19 protein-coding genes are annotated in these 23,191 nt (G+C 53.4%); 6 read left to right on the forward strand and 13 right to left on the reverse strand.

Features of this window, described 5'->3' with window-relative positions; translation table 11 throughout:
• Positions 1-26: 26 nt before the first annotated feature.
• From SFC07_RS07420 to SFC07_RS07440, 5 genes are all read right to left on the reverse strand, one after another.
• The gene (locus SFC07_RS07420; RefSeq protein WP_411207592.1) at positions 27-1,844 is read right to left on the reverse strand and encodes a DUF262 domain-containing protein; all 1,818 of its coding nucleotides are present in this window, start codon (positions 1,842-1,844) and stop codon (positions 27-29) included.
• A 15-nt stretch (positions 1,845-1,859) separates the two neighbouring features.
• A complete protein-coding gene (locus tag SFC07_RS07425; RefSeq protein WP_411207593.1) occupies positions 1,860-2,846 on the reverse strand; it encodes a cation diffusion facilitator family transporter in 987 nt (328 codons plus the stop codon).
• Between the two features lie 191 nt (positions 2,847-3,037).
• Positions 3,038-4,054, reverse strand: coding sequence for a ketol-acid reductoisomerase (gene ilvC, locus SFC07_RS07430; protein WP_411207594.1), 1,017 nt, complete (start codon positions 4,052-4,054; stop codon positions 3,038-3,040).
• 185 nt (positions 4,055-4,239) lie between these two features.
• On the reverse strand, positions 4,240-4,758 hold the full coding sequence (gene ilvN, locus SFC07_RS07435; RefSeq protein ID WP_411207595.1) for an acetolactate synthase small subunit: 519 nt from the start codon (positions 4,756-4,758) through the stop codon (positions 4,240-4,242).
• Between the two features lie 12 nt (positions 4,759-4,770).
• Positions 4,771-6,651, reverse strand: coding sequence for an acetolactate synthase large subunit (locus SFC07_RS07440; RefSeq protein WP_411207596.1), 1,881 nt, complete (start codon positions 6,649-6,651; stop codon positions 4,771-4,773).
• 464 nt (positions 6,652-7,115) lie between these two features.
• Here SFC07_RS07440 and SFC07_RS07445 point away from each other — a divergent pair, with 464 nt between their 5' ends.
• The 3 genes from SFC07_RS07445 to ilvD all read left to right on the forward strand — a co-directional run bounded on the left by SFC07_RS07445 (position 7,116) and on the right by ilvD (position 11,438).
• Positions 7,116-8,720, forward strand: a complete 1,605-nt coding sequence (locus SFC07_RS07445) for a mechanosensitive ion channel domain-containing protein (RefSeq protein ID WP_411207671.1) — start codon at positions 7,116-7,118, stop codon at positions 8,718-8,720.
• A gap of 47 nt (positions 8,721-8,767) precedes the next feature.
• Positions 8,768-9,463, forward strand: coding sequence for a PH domain-containing protein (locus tag SFC07_RS07450; RefSeq protein ID WP_411207597.1), 696 nt, complete (start codon positions 8,768-8,770; stop codon positions 9,461-9,463).
• 133 nt (positions 9,464-9,596) lie between these two features.
• Positions 9,597-11,438 (forward strand): dihydroxy-acid dehydratase, encoded by a 1,842-nt coding sequence (gene ilvD / locus SFC07_RS07455; RefSeq protein WP_411207598.1) that lies wholly within the window; start codon positions 9,597-9,599, stop codon positions 11,436-11,438.
• Positions 11,439-11,574: 136 nt separating this feature from the next.
• Here the strand turns inward: ilvD and SFC07_RS07460 are convergent, their stop codons facing one another.
• Positions 11,575-11,898 (reverse strand): ArsR/SmtB family transcription factor, encoded by a 324-nt coding sequence (locus tag SFC07_RS07460; protein WP_411207599.1) that lies wholly within the window; start codon positions 11,896-11,898, stop codon positions 11,575-11,577.
• Between the two features lie 57 nt (positions 11,899-11,955).
• Between SFC07_RS07460 and SFC07_RS07465 the strand changes: the two genes are divergently transcribed.
• The gene (locus SFC07_RS07465; RefSeq protein ID WP_411207600.1) at positions 11,956-12,978 is read left to right on the forward strand and encodes a cation diffusion facilitator family transporter; all 1,023 of its coding nucleotides are present in this window, start codon (positions 11,956-11,958) and stop codon (positions 12,976-12,978) included.
• A 68-nt stretch (positions 12,979-13,046) separates the two neighbouring features.
• On the opposite strand, the gene SFC07_RS07470 is transcribed toward SFC07_RS07465, so the two are convergent.
• A complete protein-coding gene (locus SFC07_RS07470; RefSeq protein WP_411207601.1) occupies positions 13,047-14,042 on the reverse strand; it encodes a DoxX family membrane protein in 996 nt (331 codons plus the stop codon).
• An 84-nt stretch (positions 14,043-14,126) separates the two neighbouring features.
• The gene (locus SFC07_RS07475; protein WP_411207603.1) at positions 14,127-15,014 is read right to left on the reverse strand and encodes an HNH endonuclease family protein; all 888 of its coding nucleotides are present in this window, start codon (positions 15,012-15,014) and stop codon (positions 14,127-14,129) included.
• 132 nt (positions 15,015-15,146) lie between these two features.
• On the opposite strand from SFC07_RS07475, the gene SFC07_RS07480 reads away from it, so the two are divergent.
• On the forward strand, positions 15,147-16,226 hold the full coding sequence (locus SFC07_RS07480) for a glutathione S-transferase family protein (RefSeq protein WP_411207604.1): 1,080 nt from the start codon (positions 15,147-15,149) through the stop codon (positions 16,224-16,226).
• Here SFC07_RS07480 and SFC07_RS07485 read toward each other — a convergent pair whose 3' ends face one another.
• Positions 16,227-17,099 carry a LysR family transcriptional regulator ArgP gene (locus tag SFC07_RS07485; protein ID WP_411207605.1) on the reverse strand — a complete coding sequence of 291 codons (873 nt, stop codon included), beginning with the start codon at positions 17,097-17,099 and terminating at the stop codon, positions 16,227-16,229. It lies immediately after the preceding gene.
• Between the two features lie 69 nt (positions 17,100-17,168).
• Here SFC07_RS07485 and lysE point away from each other — a divergent pair, with 69 nt between their 5' ends.
• A complete protein-coding gene (gene lysE, locus SFC07_RS07490; RefSeq protein WP_411207606.1) occupies positions 17,169-17,888 on the forward strand; it encodes an L-lysine exporter in 720 nt (239 codons plus the stop codon).
• Positions 17,889-17,892: 4 nt separating this feature from the next.
• On the opposite strand, the gene mgrA is transcribed toward lysE, so the two are convergent.
• The 4 genes from mgrA to SFC07_RS07510 all read right to left on the reverse strand — a co-directional run bounded on the left by mgrA (position 17,893) and on the right by SFC07_RS07510 (position 23,085).
• Positions 17,893-18,978, reverse strand: a complete 1,086-nt coding sequence (gene mgrA, locus SFC07_RS07495; protein ID WP_411207673.1) for an L-glyceraldehyde 3-phosphate reductase — start codon at positions 18,976-18,978, stop codon at positions 17,893-17,895.
• A gap of 84 nt (positions 18,979-19,062) precedes the next feature.
• Positions 19,063-19,641, reverse strand: coding sequence for an NADPH-dependent F420 reductase (locus tag SFC07_RS07500; protein ID WP_411207674.1), 579 nt, complete (start codon positions 19,639-19,641; stop codon positions 19,063-19,065).
• 828 nt (positions 19,642-20,469) lie between these two features.
• Positions 20,470-21,975: an Asp-tRNA(Asn)/Glu-tRNA(Gln) amidotransferase subunit GatB gene (gatB, locus tag SFC07_RS07505; RefSeq protein WP_411207608.1), complete on the reverse strand. Its 1,506-nt coding sequence runs from the start codon at positions 21,973-21,975 to the stop codon at positions 20,470-20,472.
• A 141-nt stretch (positions 21,976-22,116) separates the two neighbouring features.
• The gene (locus SFC07_RS07510) at positions 22,117-23,085 is read right to left on the reverse strand and encodes a bile acid:sodium symporter family protein (RefSeq protein ID WP_411207609.1); all 969 of its coding nucleotides are present in this window, start codon (positions 23,083-23,085) and stop codon (positions 22,117-22,119) included.
• Positions 23,086-23,191: the final 106 nt, after the last annotated feature.

The raw sequence follows: 23,191 nt of genomic DNA on the forward strand, positions 1-23,191 counted from the left end.
CGGCAATGGTAGCCGGTGGCAGGTTCTTAAACCTCCACCGTATCCTCAAAGGCATCGGGGCCGTCATGTCCCCCCGCTAAATCAGCTTCATCAACATCTCTAACCACTGGTTTGCCAATGGCTTCTTCCACCATTTTGATGAAATTGATGCGCCTATCAGCAAAGAAGCTGGTGGTATCGGAATTGTGCAGATCCTCGGCCTTGAGCAGGTGCGTATTGAGCATCTGATCAAATTCCTCATCTCCCATCAAGGACTTCGACTGCACGCGGGAGAGATAACGAGAAGGTGGAGTATCGCCAATAACCACCTCGGTGCGGCGTCCCATGGGAGTGCGGTTGAGTACAGATTCTGCGAGCACCGGATCAATACCGCGTTCTGCACACCACTTGGTGGGGAAAATCTGGTGGAAGCTGCACCCCAGTTCTTCAAAAGTCCAGCGATCGAATTGCTGGCCGGTGCGCCAGTCACGTGCACCGCGGCCCATCAGCAGCGCAAAAATTCCCTTCCACACGCCGGTGTCGGCGGTGGCACTGAGGAATCGCGATTCATGGAATTGGCAATCGCGGATCGTTTTTGGTGCCTCAACATCTTCGGCAGCACCTTGACGAATCCACGCCGTCACCTGATCGGTATCACGACCCGCACGTGCGATAATCGCTGGAGATCCATAAAGCTCACCCAGCACGCCACTCCAGAACCACTGGTTGAGGCGATCCCAGGAGCGAGTATTGGCCAATTCTTCGGATGTAAGCAGCGTCAAAATAACAGCTAGTGGCACAATTTGCGCAGTATAAGGCACCTGATCGACGCTCAAAATGCAGCGCTGGCGCAAAAACTCCGCAGCCTCATCAAAGCCATTGCGGATTTCTTCTGCTGCTGGAATGTACTCATCAAGGGTGAGGTTCAAAATATCTTCGCGATATCCAGAAGCACTTCCCTTGCGAGCACTAACCAATAGCGCAACAGCAGTTAAGAATTCAGTGCGGCCAATGCCGTCGAGAGCTGAGTGCTGGCGCAGGCGCTTTTCGGTGTGAGTCCACTCTTCGCGCAAGGAAAATTCGTTGTCGCGGGATTCATCGGCCGCAAAAACTGCAGTGAGTAGATCAAAGACATCCATTTGTAGACCAGAGGTATTGGCCTGGGCAAAGATGGAGCCCACTCCTCCCTTGGCGGTTTCACGATCCAGGCGGATCATGGGGATGTCATAGCTGACCAGAGTTTTAATAATCTGAGACTGGAATTTCTTGGCATGATCGCGGGCCTGTGGTCCTGCGAGATCGGCGAGGTCAAAAAGGATATCGGTGCCTTTATCGCCCAACAGCATGGAGATGGGCAAGCAACCATTGCGGAGGGCTGAATCAAGATCAGTGATGCCACCTTCGACGGTGGGGCCAAAGTGGGACATGATTTGACCATTTTCACCTACGGAGAACACTGCCTCATCGGGCATAACCGGAGATTCAATAGCCTTGGCAACATTGACGTAGAACTTGCGGATAACCTTTTTTGAACGGAAATCAACGGTATTGACAAATCCTTCGCCACTGAAGCAATGATAAAGAGTGGTGAGGCGCTGTTGTCCGTCGAGAAGCAAAAGGCCTGGGTCTAGGCCGGTATCAGGCGCGCCGGCCAGTGCGCGGGGCCGGAACCGCATCTCTTCGCCGCGGGTGTCGAGCGCCATGAGCACGCCGACGGGAAAACCGCGTAGAACAGTGATTATTAGGCTGCGGATGCGATCAACATCCCAGGCATAGTCCCGCTGGAAATCGGGAAGTTGAATATCGCCACGGTCGATGCGGGCGAAAAGGTCATTTAGCGCATAGCTTGGTGTGGAAAACCCCATAGGTCACACTCTATATCAGCACACACTCTCGTGACCGCTATGTTCGGCACTCTCTAGCTGAATGGTGGAATGATTGATTCCAAGTTTGGATAATTCCGCTTCTGCCCGATCCAACACTCCGCAGCTATAAACATTTTTCTCGGAGGTTTCCACCACTAAGTGGCAGGTAGCAAGGATTTCTTTGCCGTCAATGGTCCAAATATGAAGATCGTGGACATCGGCAACGCCGTCTACAGCCTTAAGTGCTGCTGTTACTTGTGCAGGCTCCGCATCGGTGGGAACGCGTTCCAAGAGAATATTAATAGCCTCTTTAAGCAAACCGAAGGCGCGCGGAATAATAATTGCGGCGATCACGATAGAGGCAACCGTATCGGCGGGCATCCAACCGGTGTAGCGAATGACCAACCCAGCAATGATGACGGCCACTGAGCCCAACATGTCACTAAGCACATGGAGGAATGCGCCACGCATATTAATATTGCCGTCTTGGTGGCGCATGAGGATCAGAGCTGACACTGCATTGGTGATAAAGCCAATTATTGCAACGATCAACATGACGCCGGTTTGGATTTCTACATCCCCACCCAAGCGCATGAGAGCCTCAACCACAATCCACACCGAGAGCGCTGCCACCACCACGGCGTTAGTCATGGCAGCGAGCACCTCTACCCTCTTAAAACCGTAGGTAGCGCGGTCGGTGGGAGCTTTGCGGCCAATGAGCATCGCCACAGCGGCAATAATCAATCCGGTGGAGTCTGAGAGCATATGCATCGCATCTGCCAGCAAGGCAAGCGAGCCAGAGATAAGGCCGGCGCTAAGTTCTGCCAAAAAGATGACAGTGGTAAGTGCGAGGACACCGAGCAGGGCTTTAAGAGAATTGGGGGCGTGGCTGTGACCCGCTACCCCGTGGTCGTGATCGTGGCCATCACTGTGGTTGTGGCTATGGCCGTGATCATCGTGGTGTGCATGCCCATGCTCGAGGGTGTCCTCATGCTTTTTCATATCTCTAGCTAAGCACAGTTTAGTGCTTATTGAAACCTTATTGAAAATAAAACATTTGGGTTGGAGCTTTTGGGGGCCACCTGAAGGGCAACTGGGGTCTTTTGGGGGTAAACAAAAACCACAGGTGTCAGCTGACGCTTGCCAGCTGACACCTGTGGTGGCAGTTTTTAAACCCTATTTAGAAGGGTTAATTATGCGGTTTCAGCGCGAGCATCAACCTTGACCCAGCTCATGAGGTCGCGGAGCTTAGCGCCGGTCTCTTCGATTGGGTGGTTGTTGTAGGAAGCGCGCAGATCCTCGAGCTCCTTGTTGCCACCTTCAACGTTAGCGATGAGGCGCTTGGTGAAGGTGCCGTCCTGGATATCGGTAAGGATGTCCTTCATGCGAGACTTAGTGTCTGCATCGATGACGCGTGGGCCGGAGAGGTAGCCACCGAACTCAGCGGTGTCGGAAACAGAGTAGTTCATGTTGCCGATGCCACCCTCGAACATAAGGTCAACGATGAGCTTGAGCTCGTGCAGAACCTCGAAGTATGCCATCTCTGGCTCGTAGCCAGCTTCGGTAAGAACCTCAAAGCCGGTCTTAACGAGTTCCTCGGTGCCACCGCAAAGAACAGCTTGCTCGCCGAAGAGGTCGGTAACAGTCTCAGCCTCGAAGGTGGTTGGGATAACGCCTGCGCGTGCGCCACCGATTGCGGAAGCGTAGGACAGTGCCAAAGCCTGGCCCTGGCCGGTTGGGTCCTGATCAACTGCGATCAAGCAAGGAACACCCTTGCCGTCAATGAACTGACGACGAACGAGGTGGCCTGGGCCCTTTGGTGCAACCATGCCGACGATGATGTTGTCAGCTGGCTTGATCAGGTCGAAGTGGATGTTCAGACCGTGGCCGAAGAAGAGTGCGTCACCTTCGTTGAGGTTTGGCTCAATGTCGTTGGTGAAGATTTCTGCCTGTGAGGTATCAGGAGCCAAGATCATGATGACGTCTGCCCAAGCAGCTGCGTCAGCGGTGGTCTTAACTTCGAAGCCGGCTTCCTTTGCCTTCTCTGCGGACTTGGAGCCCTCACGCAGACCGATAACAACCTCAACGCCGGAATCGCGCAGGTTCTGGGAGTGTGCGTGGCCCTGGGAGCCATAGCCAATAATGGCAACCTTGCGGCCCTGGATCAGGGAGAGGTCAGCGTCAGCATCATAAAGCAGTTCAATAGCCATGGGAGAAAATCTCGCCTTTCGTGAAAAATTGGTGAAAAGTAGCCTGTATTACTTCACTTTCGTGAGTGAACCCGAAAGTGAAGGCGTTGACACAGACAACTACATTATTGTTTCTACCACACACATGCGCTGAAACCATGTTTAGCCCATCACATTTATGCAGTATTTAGGGTATAAATTACGGTCTAGATTTTTGCTGGTGCCATGGTCTTTGGACCACGGTTCAGTGCGATCTGACCAGATTGGATCAATTCGCGGATGCCAAAAGGCTCCATGACGTCAAGCAAAGCGCGCAGCTTGCCTGGGGTGCCGGTGGCTTCAATAACCACGGAGTCTGGTGCGACGTCCACAACGCGAGCACGGAAGATGCTGGCGGCGTCGACAATTTGCGGACGGTTGGTGCTGTCCGCAGAGACCTTAACCAGCATGATTGCGCGGGCAATGGTGGTCTCATCATCTAGTCGAACGACTTTAAGCACTGGAATCAGCTTGTTGAGCTGCTTGGTGATCTGCTCGATGTTGAGCTCGTCGGCGTCAACCACAACAGTAATACGGTTGATGCCATCAGTTTCAGTTTTTGCTGAAACCAGGGAAACGAGGTTGAATGCGCGACGGGTGAACATACCCGAAACGCGGGAAATAATGCCGTCTACGTCCTGTACCAGAACGGACAGGATGTGGCGAGTGATGTCAGTGGTGGCCATCTTGAGCGCTCCTTAAATTCCGGTCGACTTTACTGCGGCGTCGATACCGTCGACGGCTTCATGGATGTCTGCAGGATCTTCTGCAGCGGACTCATCACCATCGAAAAATGGGCGCAGTCCTCGGGCATATTGGATTTCAGTGTTGGAGGCACCTGCAGAGACCATGGGCCATACTTGTGCGTCTTCTCCCACGATGAAGTCAATAACCACTGGTCGGTCGTTGATTTCACGGGCTTTTTGAATCGCAGGCAATACTTCTTCCGCTTTGGTGACGCGGATGGCAACACAGCCCAGACCCTCGGATAGGGTCACAAAATCGGGCATGTACTCGCCCTGATTACGCAGTTTAGTGTTTGAGTAACGGCTTTCATAAAACAGGGTCTGCCATTGGCGAACCATGCCCAGGTTTCCGTTGTTAATCAGCGCAACCTTGATAGGCATTCCCTCGACTGCAGAGGTGGTCAATTCCTGGTTGGTCATCTGGAAGCAGCCATCACCATCGATAGCCCAGACTTCCTTGTCAGGAGCGCCTGCCTTAGCACCCAGAGCTGCCGGAACGGCATAACCCATGGTGCCCAGACCGCCGGAGTTCAGCCAGGTACGAGGCTTTTCAAAGTCCAGGAACTGAGCAGCCCACATCTGGTGCTGGCCCACGCCGGCACAGTAAATTGCATCCGGTCCAACTTCCTTGGACAAGGTCTCGATAACAAACTGTGGGGACAGCATGCCGTCTGGCTGCTCGTCGTATCCGCGTGGGAAACGGCTACGCAGATCCTTGAGGTAGTTAACCCACTCGGAGATGTCCTCATTGGCAGAGGTCTTTGCCTTGTAGGTCTCCAGCAACTTGGACAGAACCTCGCGGGCATCGCCCACGATTGGAACCTCAACCTGCTTGATCTTGCCAATTTCGGCAGGGTCAATATCGGCGTGAACGATCTTGGCATCAGGAGCGAAGGTATCAACATCGCCGGTGACACGATCATCAAAACGGGAACCAATAGCAATGAGCAGATCGCTGCGCTGGAGAGCTCCAACTGCAGAAACGGTGCCGTGCATGCCAGGCATACCCATATGAAGGTCATGAGAATCTGGGAAGGATCCCAAAGCCATCAAGGTGGTGACAACAGGAATGCCGGTGTACTCAGCAAATGCCAGCAGTTCAGCGTGGGCATTAGCCTTGATAACGCCGCCGCCAACATAAAGAACTGGCTTCTTGGATTCACCGATCAGCTTTACTGCCTGCTCGATCTGGCGTGCATGCGGGGTGGTAACTGGGCGGTAACCTGGGAGATCAATAACTGGAGGCCAAACAAAGTCGAGCTCTGCGGTCTGAACATCCTTAGGAATATCAACCAAAACTGGTCCCGGACGGCCGGAGCTTGCCAGGTGGAAAGCCTCGGCAAGGGCCTGTGGGATGTCATTAGGGTTGGTAACCATGAAGTTGTGCTTGGTCACTGGCATGGTGATGCCGCGGATATCTGCTTCCTGGAAAGCATCAGTTCCCAGCAGCTTGCTGCCGACCTGGCCGGTAATAGCAACCAAAGGAACGGAGTCCAGGTTGGCATCAGCAATTGGGGTAACCAAGTTGGTTGCACCTGGGCCGGAGGTGGCAATACACACACCCACACGTCCGGTTACTTGGGAATAGCCGGTAGCGGCGTGACCTGCACCTTGCTCATGACGAACCAGGACGTGACGCACCTTGGTCGAGGAGTAAAGGGGGTCATAGAGAGGTAGCACTGCGCCACCTGGAATGCCGAATACGATTTCAGCATTAAGCTCCTCGAGCGATCGAACAATTGCCTGTGCGCCTGTCATCCGTTCCGGGGCTCCGGAACGACCACGGTTTGCAACCGTAGCGGGAGTGGGCTGTTGAGAAGCTGCCACGTTCACGACTAGTTGGCTCCTTTTCATAGAAGGATTTTCAGGGTTGCTCTCCCCTGCGGGAAAACAACCTTCTTAAATTGTTCCGACGCGGATGCGTGTGCACGCAGTGCGACAGATGTCTGTTGCGATGTTGAACACTTGGGTCATGTCCAACAAGAAAGCCCTCGATGCAACACTGTGGTGAGTGTTGTCGAGGGCGCTTGACGAGACGACTTGAAAGGCCGCTACGGCAGGCGCCGAGGGGTCACTAGTACAAGTCGAATAATGGTCATGTCGTGTAATGCTACACACACCAACCCATGCGTGCCAGTTTAAGCACAATTTTATGCGCCCCCTGCTTCCCCCCATTAACCACGCGCCAACCACGTGCCAACCACGACCAAAACAAGCACCCTAAAACCCAGTGAAATTCAGTGAGCTCACAAAGTCTCAACAGCAATCCCCTACGCACCGACGCTACTGTGGTGGCCATGCCCATTCCCGTGCTCTATTTACTTTCACAGTTTTGGTCCTGGGTTGTTGAAACCGGACTAGATCTCGCACTGCTTTTGGTGTTGGCATTTCTTATTCCGCGCATCGGCAGATTTTCCATGCGCGTTATCAAGCACCGAATTGAAAATAATGCAGATCCCGATACCACCAAGAATCAATTAGCCTTTGCCGGCGTGGGCGTTTATATCGCCCAAATCATTGCGTTTTTTATTCTGGTTGTCTCTGCACTGCAGCAACTGGGGTTCTCCCTCGCCGGCGCTGCGATCCCTGCCACCGTGGCTTCGGCAGCCATTGGTCTTGGCGCACAATCCATCATCGCGGACTTCCTCGCTGGATTTTTTATCCTTACGGAAAAGCAATTTGGTGTGGGCGACTGGGTGCGTTTTGAAGGCAATGGCATTGTTGTTGAAGGCACCGTCATTGAGATCACTATGCGCGCTACCCGCATCCGCACCATCAGCCAGGAAACGGTGATTATTCCCAATTCCACGGCCAAGGTGTGCATTAACAACTCCAATAACTGGTCCCGTGCAGTGGTGGTTATTCCGATCCCGATGCTGGGTTCGGAGAATATTTCCGAGGTCATTAGCCGTTCGGAGAAGGCCACCCGCCGCGCGCTGGCACAAGAAGATATTGCGCCGGAAGTTCTCGGCGAATTGGACGTGCACCCGGCAATTGACGTGACTCCCCCGACTGTTGTGGGTATGCCGTGGATGGTTACCATGCGCTTTTTGGTGCAGGTCACCGCCGGTAATCAGTGGCTGGTGGAGCGCGCCATCCGCACCCAAATCATCGCCGAATTCTGGTCTGAATACGGCTCGGCCACCACCACCTCCGGCACCCTCATCGATTCCCTCAACGTCGAGCATGAGGACCCCTACTACCGCGCCCAAAAACGCCCGCTTGTCGACGAAAAACTGGCGCGAACTAACGCTCAACCAAAAGCAGCTGCAGATAGCAGCGTGGTGTCCATGGCGGCCAGCTCAAAGGATGATCCAGATCCCGCAAAAGAGGTGTTAAGCCCCGGAAATCCAGAGAAATCCCTTGACTTGGAAGTTTCCCAGCCGGATCTCGCACCGGAAAAAGATGAGGATAAGGAAGAAAAAGATGGCTCAGTAAACGGCTTCTTCCGCACCGATTTTTACCCAAAGCGTTGGCAGAAAATCCTTTCCATTGGCGGTCGAGTGCGCATGACCACCTCAATTCTGCTGTGTATACTGGGCTTCCTCCTTTTGTTTAAGGGACTCACTGTGCAGACAGATCCGGAATGGCAGGGTTCTAGTGGATGGTTAGCCCCGGATGTGGCAACCACCACCCAGAGCTCTACTGTTGCCCCCACGACTGCTCCTACCACCAGCTCCGTGACACCGTCACAGGAAAGCGTCGAAACGCGCCCTGATACCTTTACCCCTGAGACCAGCACCTTTGGCACCTACTCGGAGGAGCCAACCCCCGCGGAGCAAAGCTCTGCGGCGCCAAGTACTGCGTCTACGCCACAGCAAACTACCGCTGCGCCAACTGCCCAGCAGTCCACCGCAAGTACGCCAACGCAGCAGCAAGCAACCCCTACGTCCACCCAGTAGGACGTTGATTGTTGGAACGTCCCATTTTTTGACTAGTATTGGAAACTATGAGTTCAGACGCAGGAAAGAGCACCGAGGCTAAAAACCCAGCAACCGCGGTGGAGCTTTCAGAAAAATTCCACCCCGAACGCACCCATATCCTCGGCGCAGTTGTCCTCGGACTGATCTCACTTTTGGTCATTGGAGCCGCTCCGCAGTACCTGTTCTGGCTCCTGGCCTTTCCAATTATTTTTATCTATTGGGTTCTGAAATCTGCCACCATCGTGGATGAATCCGGCATCAGCGCGCAGTATGCATTCAAGGGCAATAAGTTTGTGGCCTGGAAGGATTTTGCTGGCATTGGCTTCAAGGGCGCACGAACCTTTGCGCGCACCACCGCTGGCCAGGAAATCACCCTGCCAGGTGTCACTTTTAACTCCCTACCCCGTTTGCAAAAGGCCTCTTATGGTCGCATTCCTGATGCGCTTACTGCCGGTTTGGAAGCCCAGGATGGCAAAGTTGTGGTTGTTCATGAAGATGGTTATTCCGTCCTTTTGACCAAGGAGGAGTACCTGGAACGCCAGGCAGCACTTGGTAAAGAGGTGCAAATCAACTTTGATGAAGAATCCACTGCAAATAATGGGAATACTTTTAAAGCATCCGCCGTTGAGGAGGCTGGGGAGATCCCAAACCCAGCTAACCAGTCTCGTGCAGATGTTGCAGACACCTCACGCCGTGATAACCCCACATCACAAGCAGATTAGTAGCACAAAGAGTTGATTGCCCCGCCCGAACCAAAGGGCGCTAGCGCACACCAACCCCCAGAGCCTGTGACACACAAGTGAGCTCTGTTTTACCCCACCCGCCGCTCTTTCGAGCTGAAATGAAAAGCGCATCATGATTCCTCTTCGTTCAAAAGTCACCACTGTCGGTCGCAATGCAGCTGGAGCCCGTGCCCTATGGCGCGCCACCGGCACCAAAGAAAACGAATTTGGCAAGCCAATCGTTGCCATTGTGAACTCCTACACCCAGTTTGTTCCAGGTCACGTCCACCTCAAGGACGTAGGAGACATTGTTGCTGACGCTGTGCGCAAGGCAGGTGGCGTTCCCAAGGAATTTAATACCATCGCTGTTGATGATGGCATCGCCATGGGACACGGTGGCATGCTGTACTCCCTGCCTTCCCGCGAAATCATTGCTGACTCCGTGGAATACATGGTCAATGCACACACTGCTGACGCAATGGTGTGTATCTCCAACTGTGACAAGATCACCCCGGGCATGCTTAACGCTGCCATGCGCCTGAACATCCCTGTTGTGTTTGTTTCCGGTGGCCCTATGGAAGCCGGCAAGGCTGTTGTTGTTGATGGCGTTGCCCACGCACCAACTGACCTCATCACCGCAATCTCTGCTTCTGCAAATGACGCCGTTGATGATGCTGGCCTGGCTGCGGTTGAGCAGTCTGCCTGCCCTACCTGTGGTTCTTGCTCCGGTATGTTCACCGCAAACTCCATGAACTGCCTCACCGAGGCCCTTGGTCTTTCCCTGCCAGGTAATGGTTCCACCTTGGCTACCCACGCTGCGCGCCGCGCCCTCTTTGAGAAGGCTGGCGAAACCGTTGTTGAGCTGTGCAAGCGCTACTACGGTGAAGAAGACGAGTCTGTTCTTCCACGTGGCATTGCCACCAAGCAGGCTTTTGAAAACGCAATGGCCCTGGATATGGCAATGGGTGGCTCCACCAACACCATCTTGCACATCCTGGCTGCAGCTCAGGAAGGCGAGGTTGACTTTGACCTCAAGGACATCGACGCCCTGTCCAAGCGTGTTCCTTGCCTGTCCAAGGTTGCTCCAAACTCCGATTACCACATGGAAGATGTTCACCGCGCCGGTGGCATCCCAGCTCTGCTTGGTGAACTCAACCGTGGCGGACTGCTTAACAAGGATGTTCACTCCGTTCACTCCAACGATCTAGATAGCTGGCTTGAAGAGTGGGATATTCGCTCCGGCAAGGCTTCTGCGGAAGCAATTGAGCTCTTTCACGCTGCTCCCGGTGGTATCCGCACCACCCAGGCTTTCTCCACCGAAAACCGTTGGGATGAGCTGGATACCGACGCTGCCAAGGGTTGTATCCGCGACGTCGGGCACGCTTATACCGCTGATGGTGGTTTGGTCATTCTACGCGGCAATGTTGCTCCCGATGGAGCTGTGATCAAGGCTGCTGGTATCGACGAAGAGCTGTGGCACTTCTCCGGACCTGCACGCGTTGTGGAAAGCCAGGAAGAAGCCGTTTCTGTCATCTTGAATAAGACCATTCAGGCTGGCGAGGTTCTGGTTGTCCGCTACGAGGGACCTTCAGGTGGACCAGGTATGCAGGAAATGCTGCACCCAACTGCCTTCCTCAAAGGCTCCGGCCTGGGCAAGAAGTGCGCGCTGATCACCGACGGCCGTTTCTCCGGCGGTTCCTCTGGACTGTCCATCGGCCACATCTCCCCTGAGGCTGCTCACGGCGGTGTCATCGGCCTGATCGAAAATGGCGATATCGTCACCATCGACGTTCACAACCGTCAGCTTGAGGTTGAGGTTTCCGAGGAAGAATTGCAGCGCCGTCGCGATGCCATGAATGCCTCCGAGAAGCCTTGGCAGCCAGTTAACCGTAATCGCGTTGTCTCCAAGGCCCTGCGCGCTTATGCCAAGATGGCTACCTCTGCCGATAAGGGTGCTGTCCGCCAGGTAGATTAATCCCCTGCCCTAAAATTAAGAGCGCCTCCCACACACCGTTTGCGGTGCGTGGGAGGCGCTTTGGGCTTAAGAGTGCTTTTCGACGGATGCCTGAGGCTATTTTTGGTGGCTTTTAAGTCAGCTGCTAAACCAGCGTTTAAGCGGTGCCACTTACATGCTCGGCATAATACAAAGACTGTGCAACCAGTGCCTTGACGTGCGCATCGCTCGCGGAATAGTACACAAAGGTGCCTTCCCTCCTACTGTTTACCAGTCCGGCAAGGCGCAGTTTAGCTAAATGCTGGCTCACCGCAGTAGGAAGTGCTCCCACGTGTTCTGCTAAAGCATTAACGCTTAACTCCTCATGAAAAAGGGCCCACAAAATCCTCACTCGCGTAGCATCTGCGAGCATTCTAAAGGTTTCTGCTGCGATTTGTGAGTGTTCCTCATCTGGAATTGGGTTCACCAATTTTTCATGCATGTATCTATCTTAGCCCTTAAGCCTTATCTGCATACTTGCGCAGGTATGATGGCAATCATGAATACCACAGCCGACTTACACCACCACGGCGGCCACGGCCATGACCACCATCATCATGACAACCACGAGGATCATCACGACCATGAGCACGGTGGCGGACTCGCAGCAAAAATCCTGCATAGCTTCACCCCACATAGCCATGACCATTTGGAGCAAACTGATCTTGACACCACTTTCGATGAGGCCAGTAGAATCGGCATTCGTGCAGCCTGGATCAGCCTCATCGGTATGGGAATCACCGCCATTGTGCAGCTAATTATTGTGTACCTAAGCGGTTCGGTAGCACTTCTCGCCGATACCATCCACACTTTGGGACACTTGGCCACTACCATCCCGCTGATCATCGCTTTCCACATCAGTAGGCGCCCAGCAACCCGTAATTACACCTATGGTTTTGGTCGTGCCGAGGACCTGGTAGGCCTTGTTATTGGTGCTGCGATTGCGGTTTCTGTTGCCATCATTTTGTGGGAATCACTTATTGCCCTTAGCCATCCGCGCGATCTCAGCCACAGCTGGTGGGTTATTGCGGCTGCAATTGTTGGTGCGATAGGCAACGAAGCTGTGGCAATGTATCGCATCCGCGCTGGCAAACGAATTGGTTCTGCGGCGCTGGTGGCCGAGGGATATCACGCTCGCGCCGATGCACTAACTTCCCTAGCCGTAATTCTTGGCGTGCTGGGATCAATGGCTGGCTTGCATTGGATTGACCCACTTATCGGTCTCTTTATCGCCTTTGCCATTACTGCCGTGCTTTATTCCTCAATGCGCACAGTGCTGCGCCGTTTGATGGATGGCGTGGAAGATTCCGTGCTGGACAATATTGACCGCGCACTGCATTCCTTCGCGCCTGGATTAAAGGTCAATTCCATTCGCGCACGGTGGAGCGGTCATCAGCTCCTTGCCGATATTGAACTCCCCTGCGATACCCCAGCAAATACAGTGATGCTTAGCGACCACCTCTATCGCACCGTGCCTCACCTCTTTGAGGTGCGTATCTCCAAAGACCTCCCCCATGTCTAAAAAGAAAAATCCGGCGTGATCATTTTTTAAGGATCACGCCGGATTTTTTGCCTTGCTGCAGCTTCGAATTACATCAAAGAACTGGAGTTAAGTGGGTTGATACCTGCACCAAACCACCACAGTAGGCCAGCGAGAACAATGCCCACAACCACAAAGATCCAGGAGCTCACCAGCGGACGGCGTGCCCAACCACGGCCAGAATCCAAGGAAATCTTGCCCGGGCCAGTAAACTGCAAACCAATAACCACCAGAGTGAGAATCAGCGCGAGCATAATTGGTTCATCCAAATTGCCCCAACCACCTTCATGAATATTGACCTGGTGCAAGGTGGTAAAGGAGGTCGCAACGGTTGCCACAGCTGCAGCTACCGGAGTCATCAGACCCAGCAGCAAGAACACACCAGCGGCCAGCTCAATAGAAGGCAGCAAAATAGCCAGGATTTCAGGCCACTGATAGGTGGCAAATTCAGCTTCCAACCCGGCCAAACCTTCAGATCCACCCAAGGTGAAGAAGGTAAATACGCCGCGCACAATCAAATACAAACCAATGACGACGCGAATAATCAAAAGACCAAAGTCAAGGGTGCCACGGCGTGCATCCTCAATAATGGTGGGCTGTTCCTCAAGTGGCTGCTCTGCTACGGGCGCAGCCACAACGGGCGCAAAATCAGTATCCGCATAGGATTCCTGTGGTGCCGTATAGGCTTCCTCGCGCGCAATTTGGCGCGTGGGCTGCGGGGTCACTGTTGTTGGCGCATCAGAGGCCAGAGGACTGCTTGTCGACGCGCCCCCGGTGGCAGGGGTCGGCGCTACTGGCGCCAGCGGGGTGGACTGCGCTACTTCAGGACGCTCAAATGCAGAGGTCTCGGTATTATCCTGAGGGCTGCGGGGCGAGATGTTCTGCGGTGCTGCGCGACCAGTGCGGTCATACAGCTTATCGGAGGCGTTGGTGGAATTCGCCGTTGGTGATCCCCCACGGTAGGTAGGGATCACGGAATCATCATCTAGGTCACTGAGATCTGCCGAATCAAACTTAGGGTCGGAATTTCGCGAGTTGTCAGTCATGGTGCCCAGAATATGCGAAGTTAAGCCACGGGGGTGGATATTAACTCGGCGCGCCGGAATGCCGGCAGGAAAATTCGGATTTTCTTAAGCGGTACAGGTATCCAATTGGGTGCGCAGTGCGGTTTGCTCAGCGTCTGTTACCCACAGTCCATAGCGGGCTTTCACCGTGATAATAGATTTTGCATAATCACAACGCACAGCTTTGTTTGGTGGCAGCCAGGTTGCTGCATCTCCGGCGCCTTTTTGCTGGTTTAGCTCACCGTTTACAGCCCGGAGGTTATCTGGATCATTGGCAAAATTCCAGCGAGTTTGTTCATCCCACTGCTGCGCTCCCTTAGCCCACGCATCTGCGAGAGCAACAACGTGATCAATTTGTACCTCGCCTGAACGCGGTCCGCGGACAAAATCCATCACAGTTCCGGAATATGGATCATTCAAGGTTCCAGAAACCACTACGCAATCATTGGTTCCTGGGCGAATTTCGGTGTTTACAAGATCGCGGCGCAGGATGTCATTACGGGTGTCACAACCATTGTGGCCAAATTCCACATCAACATCATCGGTCCAAGCTTGGCCAAAATTATCGCGATCATATCCAGTAGACGGCGCACGGCCTTTAACATCCAAGGTTGCCAGCAGGGCGTAAAAATCTTTAGCCACTGCCCGTGCAGTACTCGTTGACACAGTTGTGGTGCTCTGCACAGTTGTGGTTGGCGCAGAGCTGCTGGTCGGAGCCGTCGTAGATGAGCGTGCCGTGCTCGTTTCCATGGTGCTTGTTTTTGTATTTGAGCTACTGCTCGTCGTCGACGGCGCTGCAGCTTCAGGGGTTGGTTCTGCTGCCCCATTTAAAAAGAATGCAACCAGCGCTATACCCACCACTACCAGCGTGATCGCTCCAGAGATAAGTGATTTTATCTTGCGGGTGGAGTGCGGTTTATTTAAATCTTCAAAACTAGAAATGCCTTTTGCCATGATGAGGGGTTACTTTAGCAATCAACTGGGACTCCCCTTCCTTTGGGAGTCGAAAACTCGTTCCCTTGCTAAGTTAGCGCCCTTCCCCTAAGGTTGTTGATATATCATATAAATCTTCAAGGAGGACTGACCATGGCTAAAGACACTTCCAATTGGGCCGGAGCCCCACAAAACGCCTCACCAGATGGCGAGTTTGTGCGCGATACCAATTACATCACCGACCGCATTGTCGCGGACGTTCCCGAAGGATCCGCCCCCGTCGCCCAATCTGATGGAACCTTCCATTGGCCTGTTGAGGCTGGACGTTACCGTCTCGTCGCAGCGCGCGCTTGTCCTTGGGCCCACCGCACTGTTATCACCCGACGTTTGCTCGGCCTAGAAAACGTCATTTCCCTCGGGCTTGCAGGTCCTACCCACGATGTTCGCTCCTGGACCTTTGATCTTGATCCTGGCGAAGTTGATCCCGTTTTGCAGATCCCACGTTTACAGGAGGCGTATCTCAACCGCTTCCCTGATTACCCACGTGGCATCACCGTTCCTGCCATTGTTGAGGAATCCTCCAAGAAGGTTGTCACCAATGACTACCCTTTCATCACCATTGACTTCAACCTCCAGTGGAAGAAATTCCACCGCGAGGGCGCTCCAGATCTCTACCCCGAGGAGCTGCGCGAGGAGATGGCGCCAGTGATGAAGCGCATCTTCACCGAGGTCAACAATGGCGTCTACCGCACCGGCTTTGCCGGCAGCCAGGAAGCCCACAACGAGGCATATGAGCGCCTCTGGGTTGCGCTGGACTGGCTGGAAGAACGCTTGTCGACGCGCCGCTACCTGATGGGCGACCACATCACCGAGGCTGATATTCGCCTTTACCCCACCCTGGTGCGTTTCGACGCCGTCTACCACGGCCACTTCAAGTGTGGACGCAATAAGATCACGGAGATGCCTAATCTGTGGGGCTATTTGCGTGACCTTTTCCAGACCCCAGGTTTTGGTGACACCACCGACTTCACCGAAATCAAGCAGCACTATTACATCACACACGCCGAGATCAACCCCACCCAGATCGTGCCAGTTGGCCCTGATCTCAGCGGCTTTAGCACCCCACACGGCCGTGAAAAGCTCGGCGGTTCACCTTTCGCTCCTGGCGTTACCCTGCCTGGACCAATCCCAGCCGGTGAAGAAGTTAAAAACCCAGAGCCTTTCCAAAAGTAATTAGGCTCTTAAACCACCTTTGGCAGCGTTGACAACAACCTCGGTAAGTCTAGCTAAAGACCTTGACTCCAGGCGCCAACGCTGCCAATACATGGGTGTATCAACAAAATTTTCATCCAATAACACCACGTCACCGGACTGTAGCATCGGCGCGGCTTGAGCCTCTGGCAATAGCCCCCAGCCCAATCCCAAACGTACCGCTTCCCCAAATCCTTCTGCTGAGGGCACAATTGATATGCGTCTGCGCGGAATTGGGCCTTTTACCCGGCCGATCAAGTCTCCATCTTGGAGCACATCCTTAGGGCCAAATCTCAACACTGGCATCGCAGCCCAGTCCAATCCGACTTCAGTGCGATAGGTATCGCGAAAAGTAGGCGTAGCTACAGGCAGATGACGCATCACACCCAGACGCACGGATTCGCATCCCGCCACGGGCTTTTCTTCAGTTGTCACCGCTCCCAGTACATCTCCACGCCTGAGCAAAGAAAGTGTATGGGCTTCATCCTCAATACGTAGTGATAATGTCGCCCCACCCCAGCTTCCCACCTCGGCAAAAACTGGTGAAAACCAAGTTGATAGAGAGTCCGCATTAATGGCGATGGTGAGTGGAATCTCCGCCAGCCGTCCCGATAGTTGCGCTTTGGTTTCTGCTTGTAACAATGCCATTTTGCGAGCTGCTTGGACGAGCACTTCCCCAGCATCAGTTGCTTTGGCAGGTTGTGACCTTGAAACCAGTACTCGACCCACGAAGTGCTCCAGCGCTTTAATACGCTGGCTCACTGCAGAGGGTGAAATCGACAGCGCCAATGACGCGCCTTCAAAGCTGCCTTCATCCACAATGGCCAGCAGGGTTTCTAGGTGCAAAGGGTTCATGAAGCAATTCTAAACCATGTTAAGAACCAATCATTTTACTTAACTTCGATTCTGAGTGACTATATCTGCATGGAAATCTTCATGACAGGTCTGCTTTTGGGAGCCAGTCTGTTGCTGGCAATCGGTCCGCAGAATGTACTGGTGATTAAACAAGGAATTAAACGCGAGGGCATCACTGCAGTAATTATTGTGTGTCTCTTATCCGACATCGTGCTTTTTAGCGCGGGCACTTTAGGCGTGGGCTTATTGTCCAATACCGCCCCGATTGTGCTGGATATTTTGCGCTGGTGTGGCATTGCTTATTTGCTGTGGTTCGCGGTCTTGGCTGCCAAGGATGCACTCCAGGCAAAAGATGATGCCACCACGATTATTGAAGAGACTGAACCTACTGTCCCTGAAGATTTCCCCACCGCAGGTGGGGGCGGTTCGGCGGTGGCCACTGATACCCGTCGCCGATTAAAGATCGACAGTAAGCAGGGATCCGTCGACAATCGTCCGGTGTGGATAAAGCCCATGTTGATGGCCATTGTGCTGACCTGGCTCAACCCCAATGCCTATTTGGATTCTTTTGTTTTTATTGGCGGCGTGGGTGCGCAATATGGTGAGACTGGGCGCTGGATTTTTGCGGCCGGCGCCTTTGCAGCCAGCCTCATTTGGTTCCCGGCGGTGGGTTATGGGGCGGCTGCGCTATCGCGCCCATTGTCCAGCCCCAAGGTCTGGCGCTGGATCAATGTGGGTGTGGCGCTGGTGCTTTCAGGACTTGCCCTCAAGCTGATTTTGATGGGTTAAACCCCTATTCAGCACGGGTTTTGGACTCGGTCGCCCGCGCCCACAGGTTAATACCGGCGTCGTGCGCAATCTCATCAATAGCCTCAAGCTCGGCATCGCTGAAGGTCAGGTTCTGCAAAGAATCAAGGCTATTGTCCAACTGTGGCACCGAAGATGCGCCGATGAGCGCACTGGTTACGGTATCGGCACCGTATTCGCCCTGTTCACGCAGGACCCAGGCCAATGCCATTTGAGCTAGGGTCTGACCACGTTCCTGAGCAATATCATTGAGACGGCGGACCATATCAATATTTTCCACGCTCAACATGCCCTCGGAAAGGGACTTTCCTTGGGAGGCGCGGGAACCCTCAGGAATGCCGTTGAGGTATTTATCAGTCAGCAATCCCTGCGCCAGCGGTGAAAAGGCAATCACACCAAGGCCATTATTAGCGGCAGTTTCCAGCAGGGATTCGCCGTCGTCACCAGGCTCCTCCACCCAGCGGTTAACCAAGGAGTAGCTGGGCTGGTGGATAAGCAGTGGGCAGCCTTCCTCCGCCATAAACTCTGCAGCTTCTGCCGTGAGTTCTGGGCCATAGGAGGAAATGCCAACGTAGAGAGCTTTGCCGGAGGCGACGATATCGCGCAGGGCGTAGAGGGTTTCCTCCAGCGGAGTATCTGGGTCTGGACGGTGGTGGTAGAAAATATCCACATAGTCCACGCCGAGGCGCTTAAGGGACTGGTCTAGGGAGCTCACCAAATATTTGCGGGAGCCGCCAAATCCATAGGGGCCAGGCCACATATCCCAGCCCGCCTTGGAAGAAATGATCAGTTCATCGCGGTGGTTTTTGAGGTCTTCTTGGAGAATGCGGCCAAAGTTGATTTCTGCAGATCCGGCGGGTGGACCGTAGTTATTGGCCAGGTCAAAGTGGGTTACTCCCCTGTCAAAAGCGCGGTGGATGATTGCGCGCTGGGTTTCCAAGGATTTGTCATCGCCGAAGTTGTGCCACAGGCCGAGGGAAATTGCCGGCAGTTTAAGCCCGGAGTTTCCGACCTTACGATAAAGCATTGAGTCATAGCGGTTGTCCGCAGGTTGATAAGCCATATGCCCCATTGTGCTCGGAAAATGTGCCCAATGCCAGAAAAACACCCCAGTTGGCTAAAAAGCCAGCTGGGGTGTTCTTTTTAGGAAGAAGTCTTACTTGATAAGACCAAAGCCGCCGGTCCAGGAGATCTTCTCGGAACCTGCAAGGGTGAGCTGCAGGAATCCAACAGCCTCCAGCTCGTGAGCGCGCTTGAGGGAACCTGCGTCAAGTGCGTCCAGGCCACCAGCGTTAACGTCGGTGATCAGAGCGGACTTAGCAGCCTCATTGTCACCTGCAACCAAAACGGTGGTGGTGAGGTCGCCTACCTTGCCGGTAGCCAAGGTAGCAGCAAAGTTGGTGTTGAAAGCCTTAAGAACGCGGGACTCAGGAAGTTGAGCCTGGATCTCTGCGGTTGCGGAGGAACCAACTGGTACTACGAGAGAATCGAAGGTCTCGAAGTTCAGTGGGTTGGTGATGTCGATAACGGTCTTGCCTGCAAGAGCAGCATTGTGGTTAGCGATAATGTCGTCTACTGCTGGGTAAGGAACAGCCAAGATAACAACGTCACCATTAATGGTGGCAGTAGCGGACTCTGCGGAGTCGATGTGCTCTACGGTTGCGCCGCCCTTGGTCAAAACGCCTGCAATAGCGGTTGCCATGTTGCCCTTGCCGAAAATGGTGTAGTTGGTCATGATTTTTGTCTCCTTATGAGTTTGAGTTTGAGATGGGGTCATTGCTGGGGAAACTTCTTTGTTTCCGAACAATTTGTTCAGCAGCTCTTTGATCATGCTCATTAGCGTAAGCCTAAATACTTTCCATGTCAAGTAATTATTTTGAAGTTAGATTTCAGCACTTCAGAGGTGGTCAAACACGATCCGGGAAAAAGCCTCCCAAGAGCACACTGCACTCCCAAAAGGAAAACTCCCTTAACTTGGTTTCTGCCCCTCGCCTTAACGAGCTAAAAGAAATTTGGCAGTCTCGGCTTCCAATTCAACTTCGCATAATCGCCGAAAATGACACTCCCCCACTGACTCCAGGAGCCATTTTTAAGCCCACCCCACACGCCCTTCATAGAAGGACTAGAAATATCACTTTTAAAGCCCGACAAAAGCCTCAAACGCACTTATTTGCCGTTTAAAAGCACTGGTAATCTCAAAATAAACTAAATATCAAAATAGATTCGTCACTTAGACGAAACTTTTAATGACGATCCAGCACCTCCTGCCCCAGTGCCCAAAAATCTCCTTCGATTTACCCAATCCGGTGACCTCGAAACGGTTCAAAAAAGTAGGCCAAAAATGATGAATAAAATTAGGTGGCAAGGTTGCCCAGAGGGCCAAAAGAAACGAAGAAACTACTTAATGCGAGTTCCCCTCCCTGATTGTGGCCCGCTGCTACTTAACCCGAAATGCGTCATAAGTAAAACAAAAGGTGCTTCCCATATGGGAAGCACCTTTTGGCGGGCGAGGTTAACGCTGTGCCACGCAGCGGATTTTAGAGCAGCTTCTCAGCCTAAAAACTTAGGCGAGCTTCTTGGCAATCAACTGATTTACCTGTGCAGGATCGGCCTTACCGCGGGTTGCCTTCATAACAGCACCCACAATCGCACCGGTCACTTTGGTGTTGCCGGCACGGTACTTCTCTACGATGTCAGGGTTTGCAGCCAAAGCATCATCAACGGCCTTTTCAATAGCTCCGTCATCGCGGACAACCTCGAGGCCACGAGCTGCAACAACTGCATCTACATCGCCTTCGCCAGCAATAACGCCATCGATAGCCTGACGTGCCAGCTTATTGGTGAGCTTGCCTTCAGAAACCAAGGCCACCACGCGGGCGACATGGCTGGGGCTAATTCCGAGGGCGTCCAATTCCACGCCAGCCTCATTGGCCTTTTGGGAAATGTAGGAAACCCACCAGGCGCGAGCCTCATCAGGAGTGGTGCCAGCCTCAACAGTCTCAATGATCAAATCAAGCGCATTGGCATTGATAAGGTCACGCATTTCAGCGTCGGACAGCTTCCATTCTTCCTGGATACGTGCACGGCGCACCCAAGGCAACTCTGGCAAAGTAGCACGGATTTCTTCCACCCACTCGCGCGGAGCAATCACTGGAGGCAGGTCAGGATCGTTGAAGTAACGGTAATCCTCTGCGGTCTCCTTTGGACGACCCTTAGAGGTAGAACCATCGGTTTCCTGGTAGTGGCGGGTTTCCTGATCGATAACTCCACCATTGTCCAGCACCTGAGCCTGGCGCTGCATTTCGAAGTAAATAGCCTGCTCAACAGACTTCAGGGAGTTAATGTTCTTGGTTTCGGTACGAGTACCAAACTCCTGCTGGCCGATTGGGCGCAGCGAAAGGTTTGCGTCGACACGCATAGAACCTTGATCCAAGCGGCCGTCAGATACCCCAAGGGCCTTAACCAGGTCACGCAGCGCAGAGACATAAGCCTTGGCGATCTCAGGTGCGCGGGCACCGGCGCCTTCAATTGGCTTGGTCACGATCTCAATAAGTGGAATGCCGGCACGGTTGCAGTCCACCAAAGAAGCGGTTGCGCCGTGAATACGGCCGGAAGTGCCACCCAGGTGGGTGAGCTTTCCGGTGTCTTCCTCCATGTGTGCGCGTTCGATCTCTACCCGCCACTCGGTGCCATCTTCAAGCACGACATCAAGGTAGCCATCATAAGCAATAGGCTCGTCATACTGGGAGATCTGGTAGTTCTTTGGCTGGTCTGGGTAGAAATAATTCTTGCGTGCAAAGCGAGAGGATTCAGCGATGCTGCAGTTCAGCGCCAAACCAATCTTGATAGCCCATTCCACACCCTTGGCATTAACCACAGGCAAAGCGCCTGGAAGGCCCAAGGAAACTGGATCGACGTTGCTATTAGGTTCAGCGCCGAAGTTAGCAGAAGATGCTGAGAACATCTTGGTCTCAGTGCCCAACTCGACGTGGACCTCAAGACCCATAACGGGGTCATACTTCTCTAGAACTTCATCGAAGTCCATCAGATCATAAAAGGCTGCAGTCATGGGTTATTATTCTAGCCCTCATTACTCAGCAATGTGGACATGGGGTGGACAGAAAAATAGCACTCCCCCAAGAAAACGGGAAGTGCCATCTCACCCACCTGCCTCAGGGCTAGGTGTTCAGTGCCTTGTGCTTATCGACGCCTAGCGGTTGCTGGCCGCTGCTTTTTCGGCGGCCCGTTTATCCACGGTACGACAAATAGCTGCCAAAATAGCGCCTGAAAGGTTATGCCACACCGAGAAGATGGCGCCTGGAAGTGCTGACATTGGAGACATATACTGCGCTGCCAAGCCTGCAGCCAGGCCGGAGTTTTGCATTCCTACTTCAATGGCCATGGTGCGGCGGGAAGCAGCTGGCTGACCTGTGAATTTACCAGCCAAATAACCCAGCCCATAGCCCAAACCATTGTGAATAATCACCGCAACCAGCACCAAAAGGCCTGCCTCAACGATCTTTTCGCGAGATCCGGCAACCACAATGGCCACAATCATAGAAATTGCGAGCACCGAAACCCAGGGCAAAAGGCCAAGGATCTTGGTCACCAGATTAGGGAAGATCATGCGGATAACCAGGCCGCCAATAACTGGAACCAACACCATCTTCACAATGGACAGGGCCATGGCACCGCCATCAAGAGGCATGTATTGACCAGCTAGCCACAGGGTGAGCATTGGAGTTAGCACTGGAGCAATTAGCGTGGAAATAGAGGTCATGGTGACGGACAAAGCAACATCACCGCGTGCCAGATAGGACACCACGTTGGAGGACGTTCCGCCGGGCGCACAGCCAACGAGGATCACACCAGCAGCGATTTCTGCAGGCAGTTGCATAATCCACACCACAAAGACGGCCAACAGAGGCATGATGACATATTGCGCTACAACGCCAATAAGTACTGGCAATGGCCTTTTCAGCACGAGTGTAAAGTCAACTGGTTTGAGGGTTAATCCCATGGCAAACATGACGATGCCCAAAAGTGGATTGACCCATGAAGATAGGTTCAGCACTGCATCTGAGGCGCTAAAACCAATGATTCCGCCAATGATGACCAATACGGGGAAACCCAACGCTGCGATATATGCGGCTTTATCGTCGGATTTGGTGGGGCTCACTTGTGTCGTTGTACTCAAGTTCTTATCCGATCAAAGCTTTGTTCGTGCACCTGCACGAAAATGTGGAAAATAATTCAGTTCTCACTATTTGAGACGATTTCTATTT

This window comes from Corynebacterium callunae (genome assembly GCF_046592015.1).
Classification (GTDB): Bacteria; Actinomycetota; Actinomycetes; order Mycobacteriales; family Mycobacteriaceae; genus Corynebacterium; species Corynebacterium callunae_A.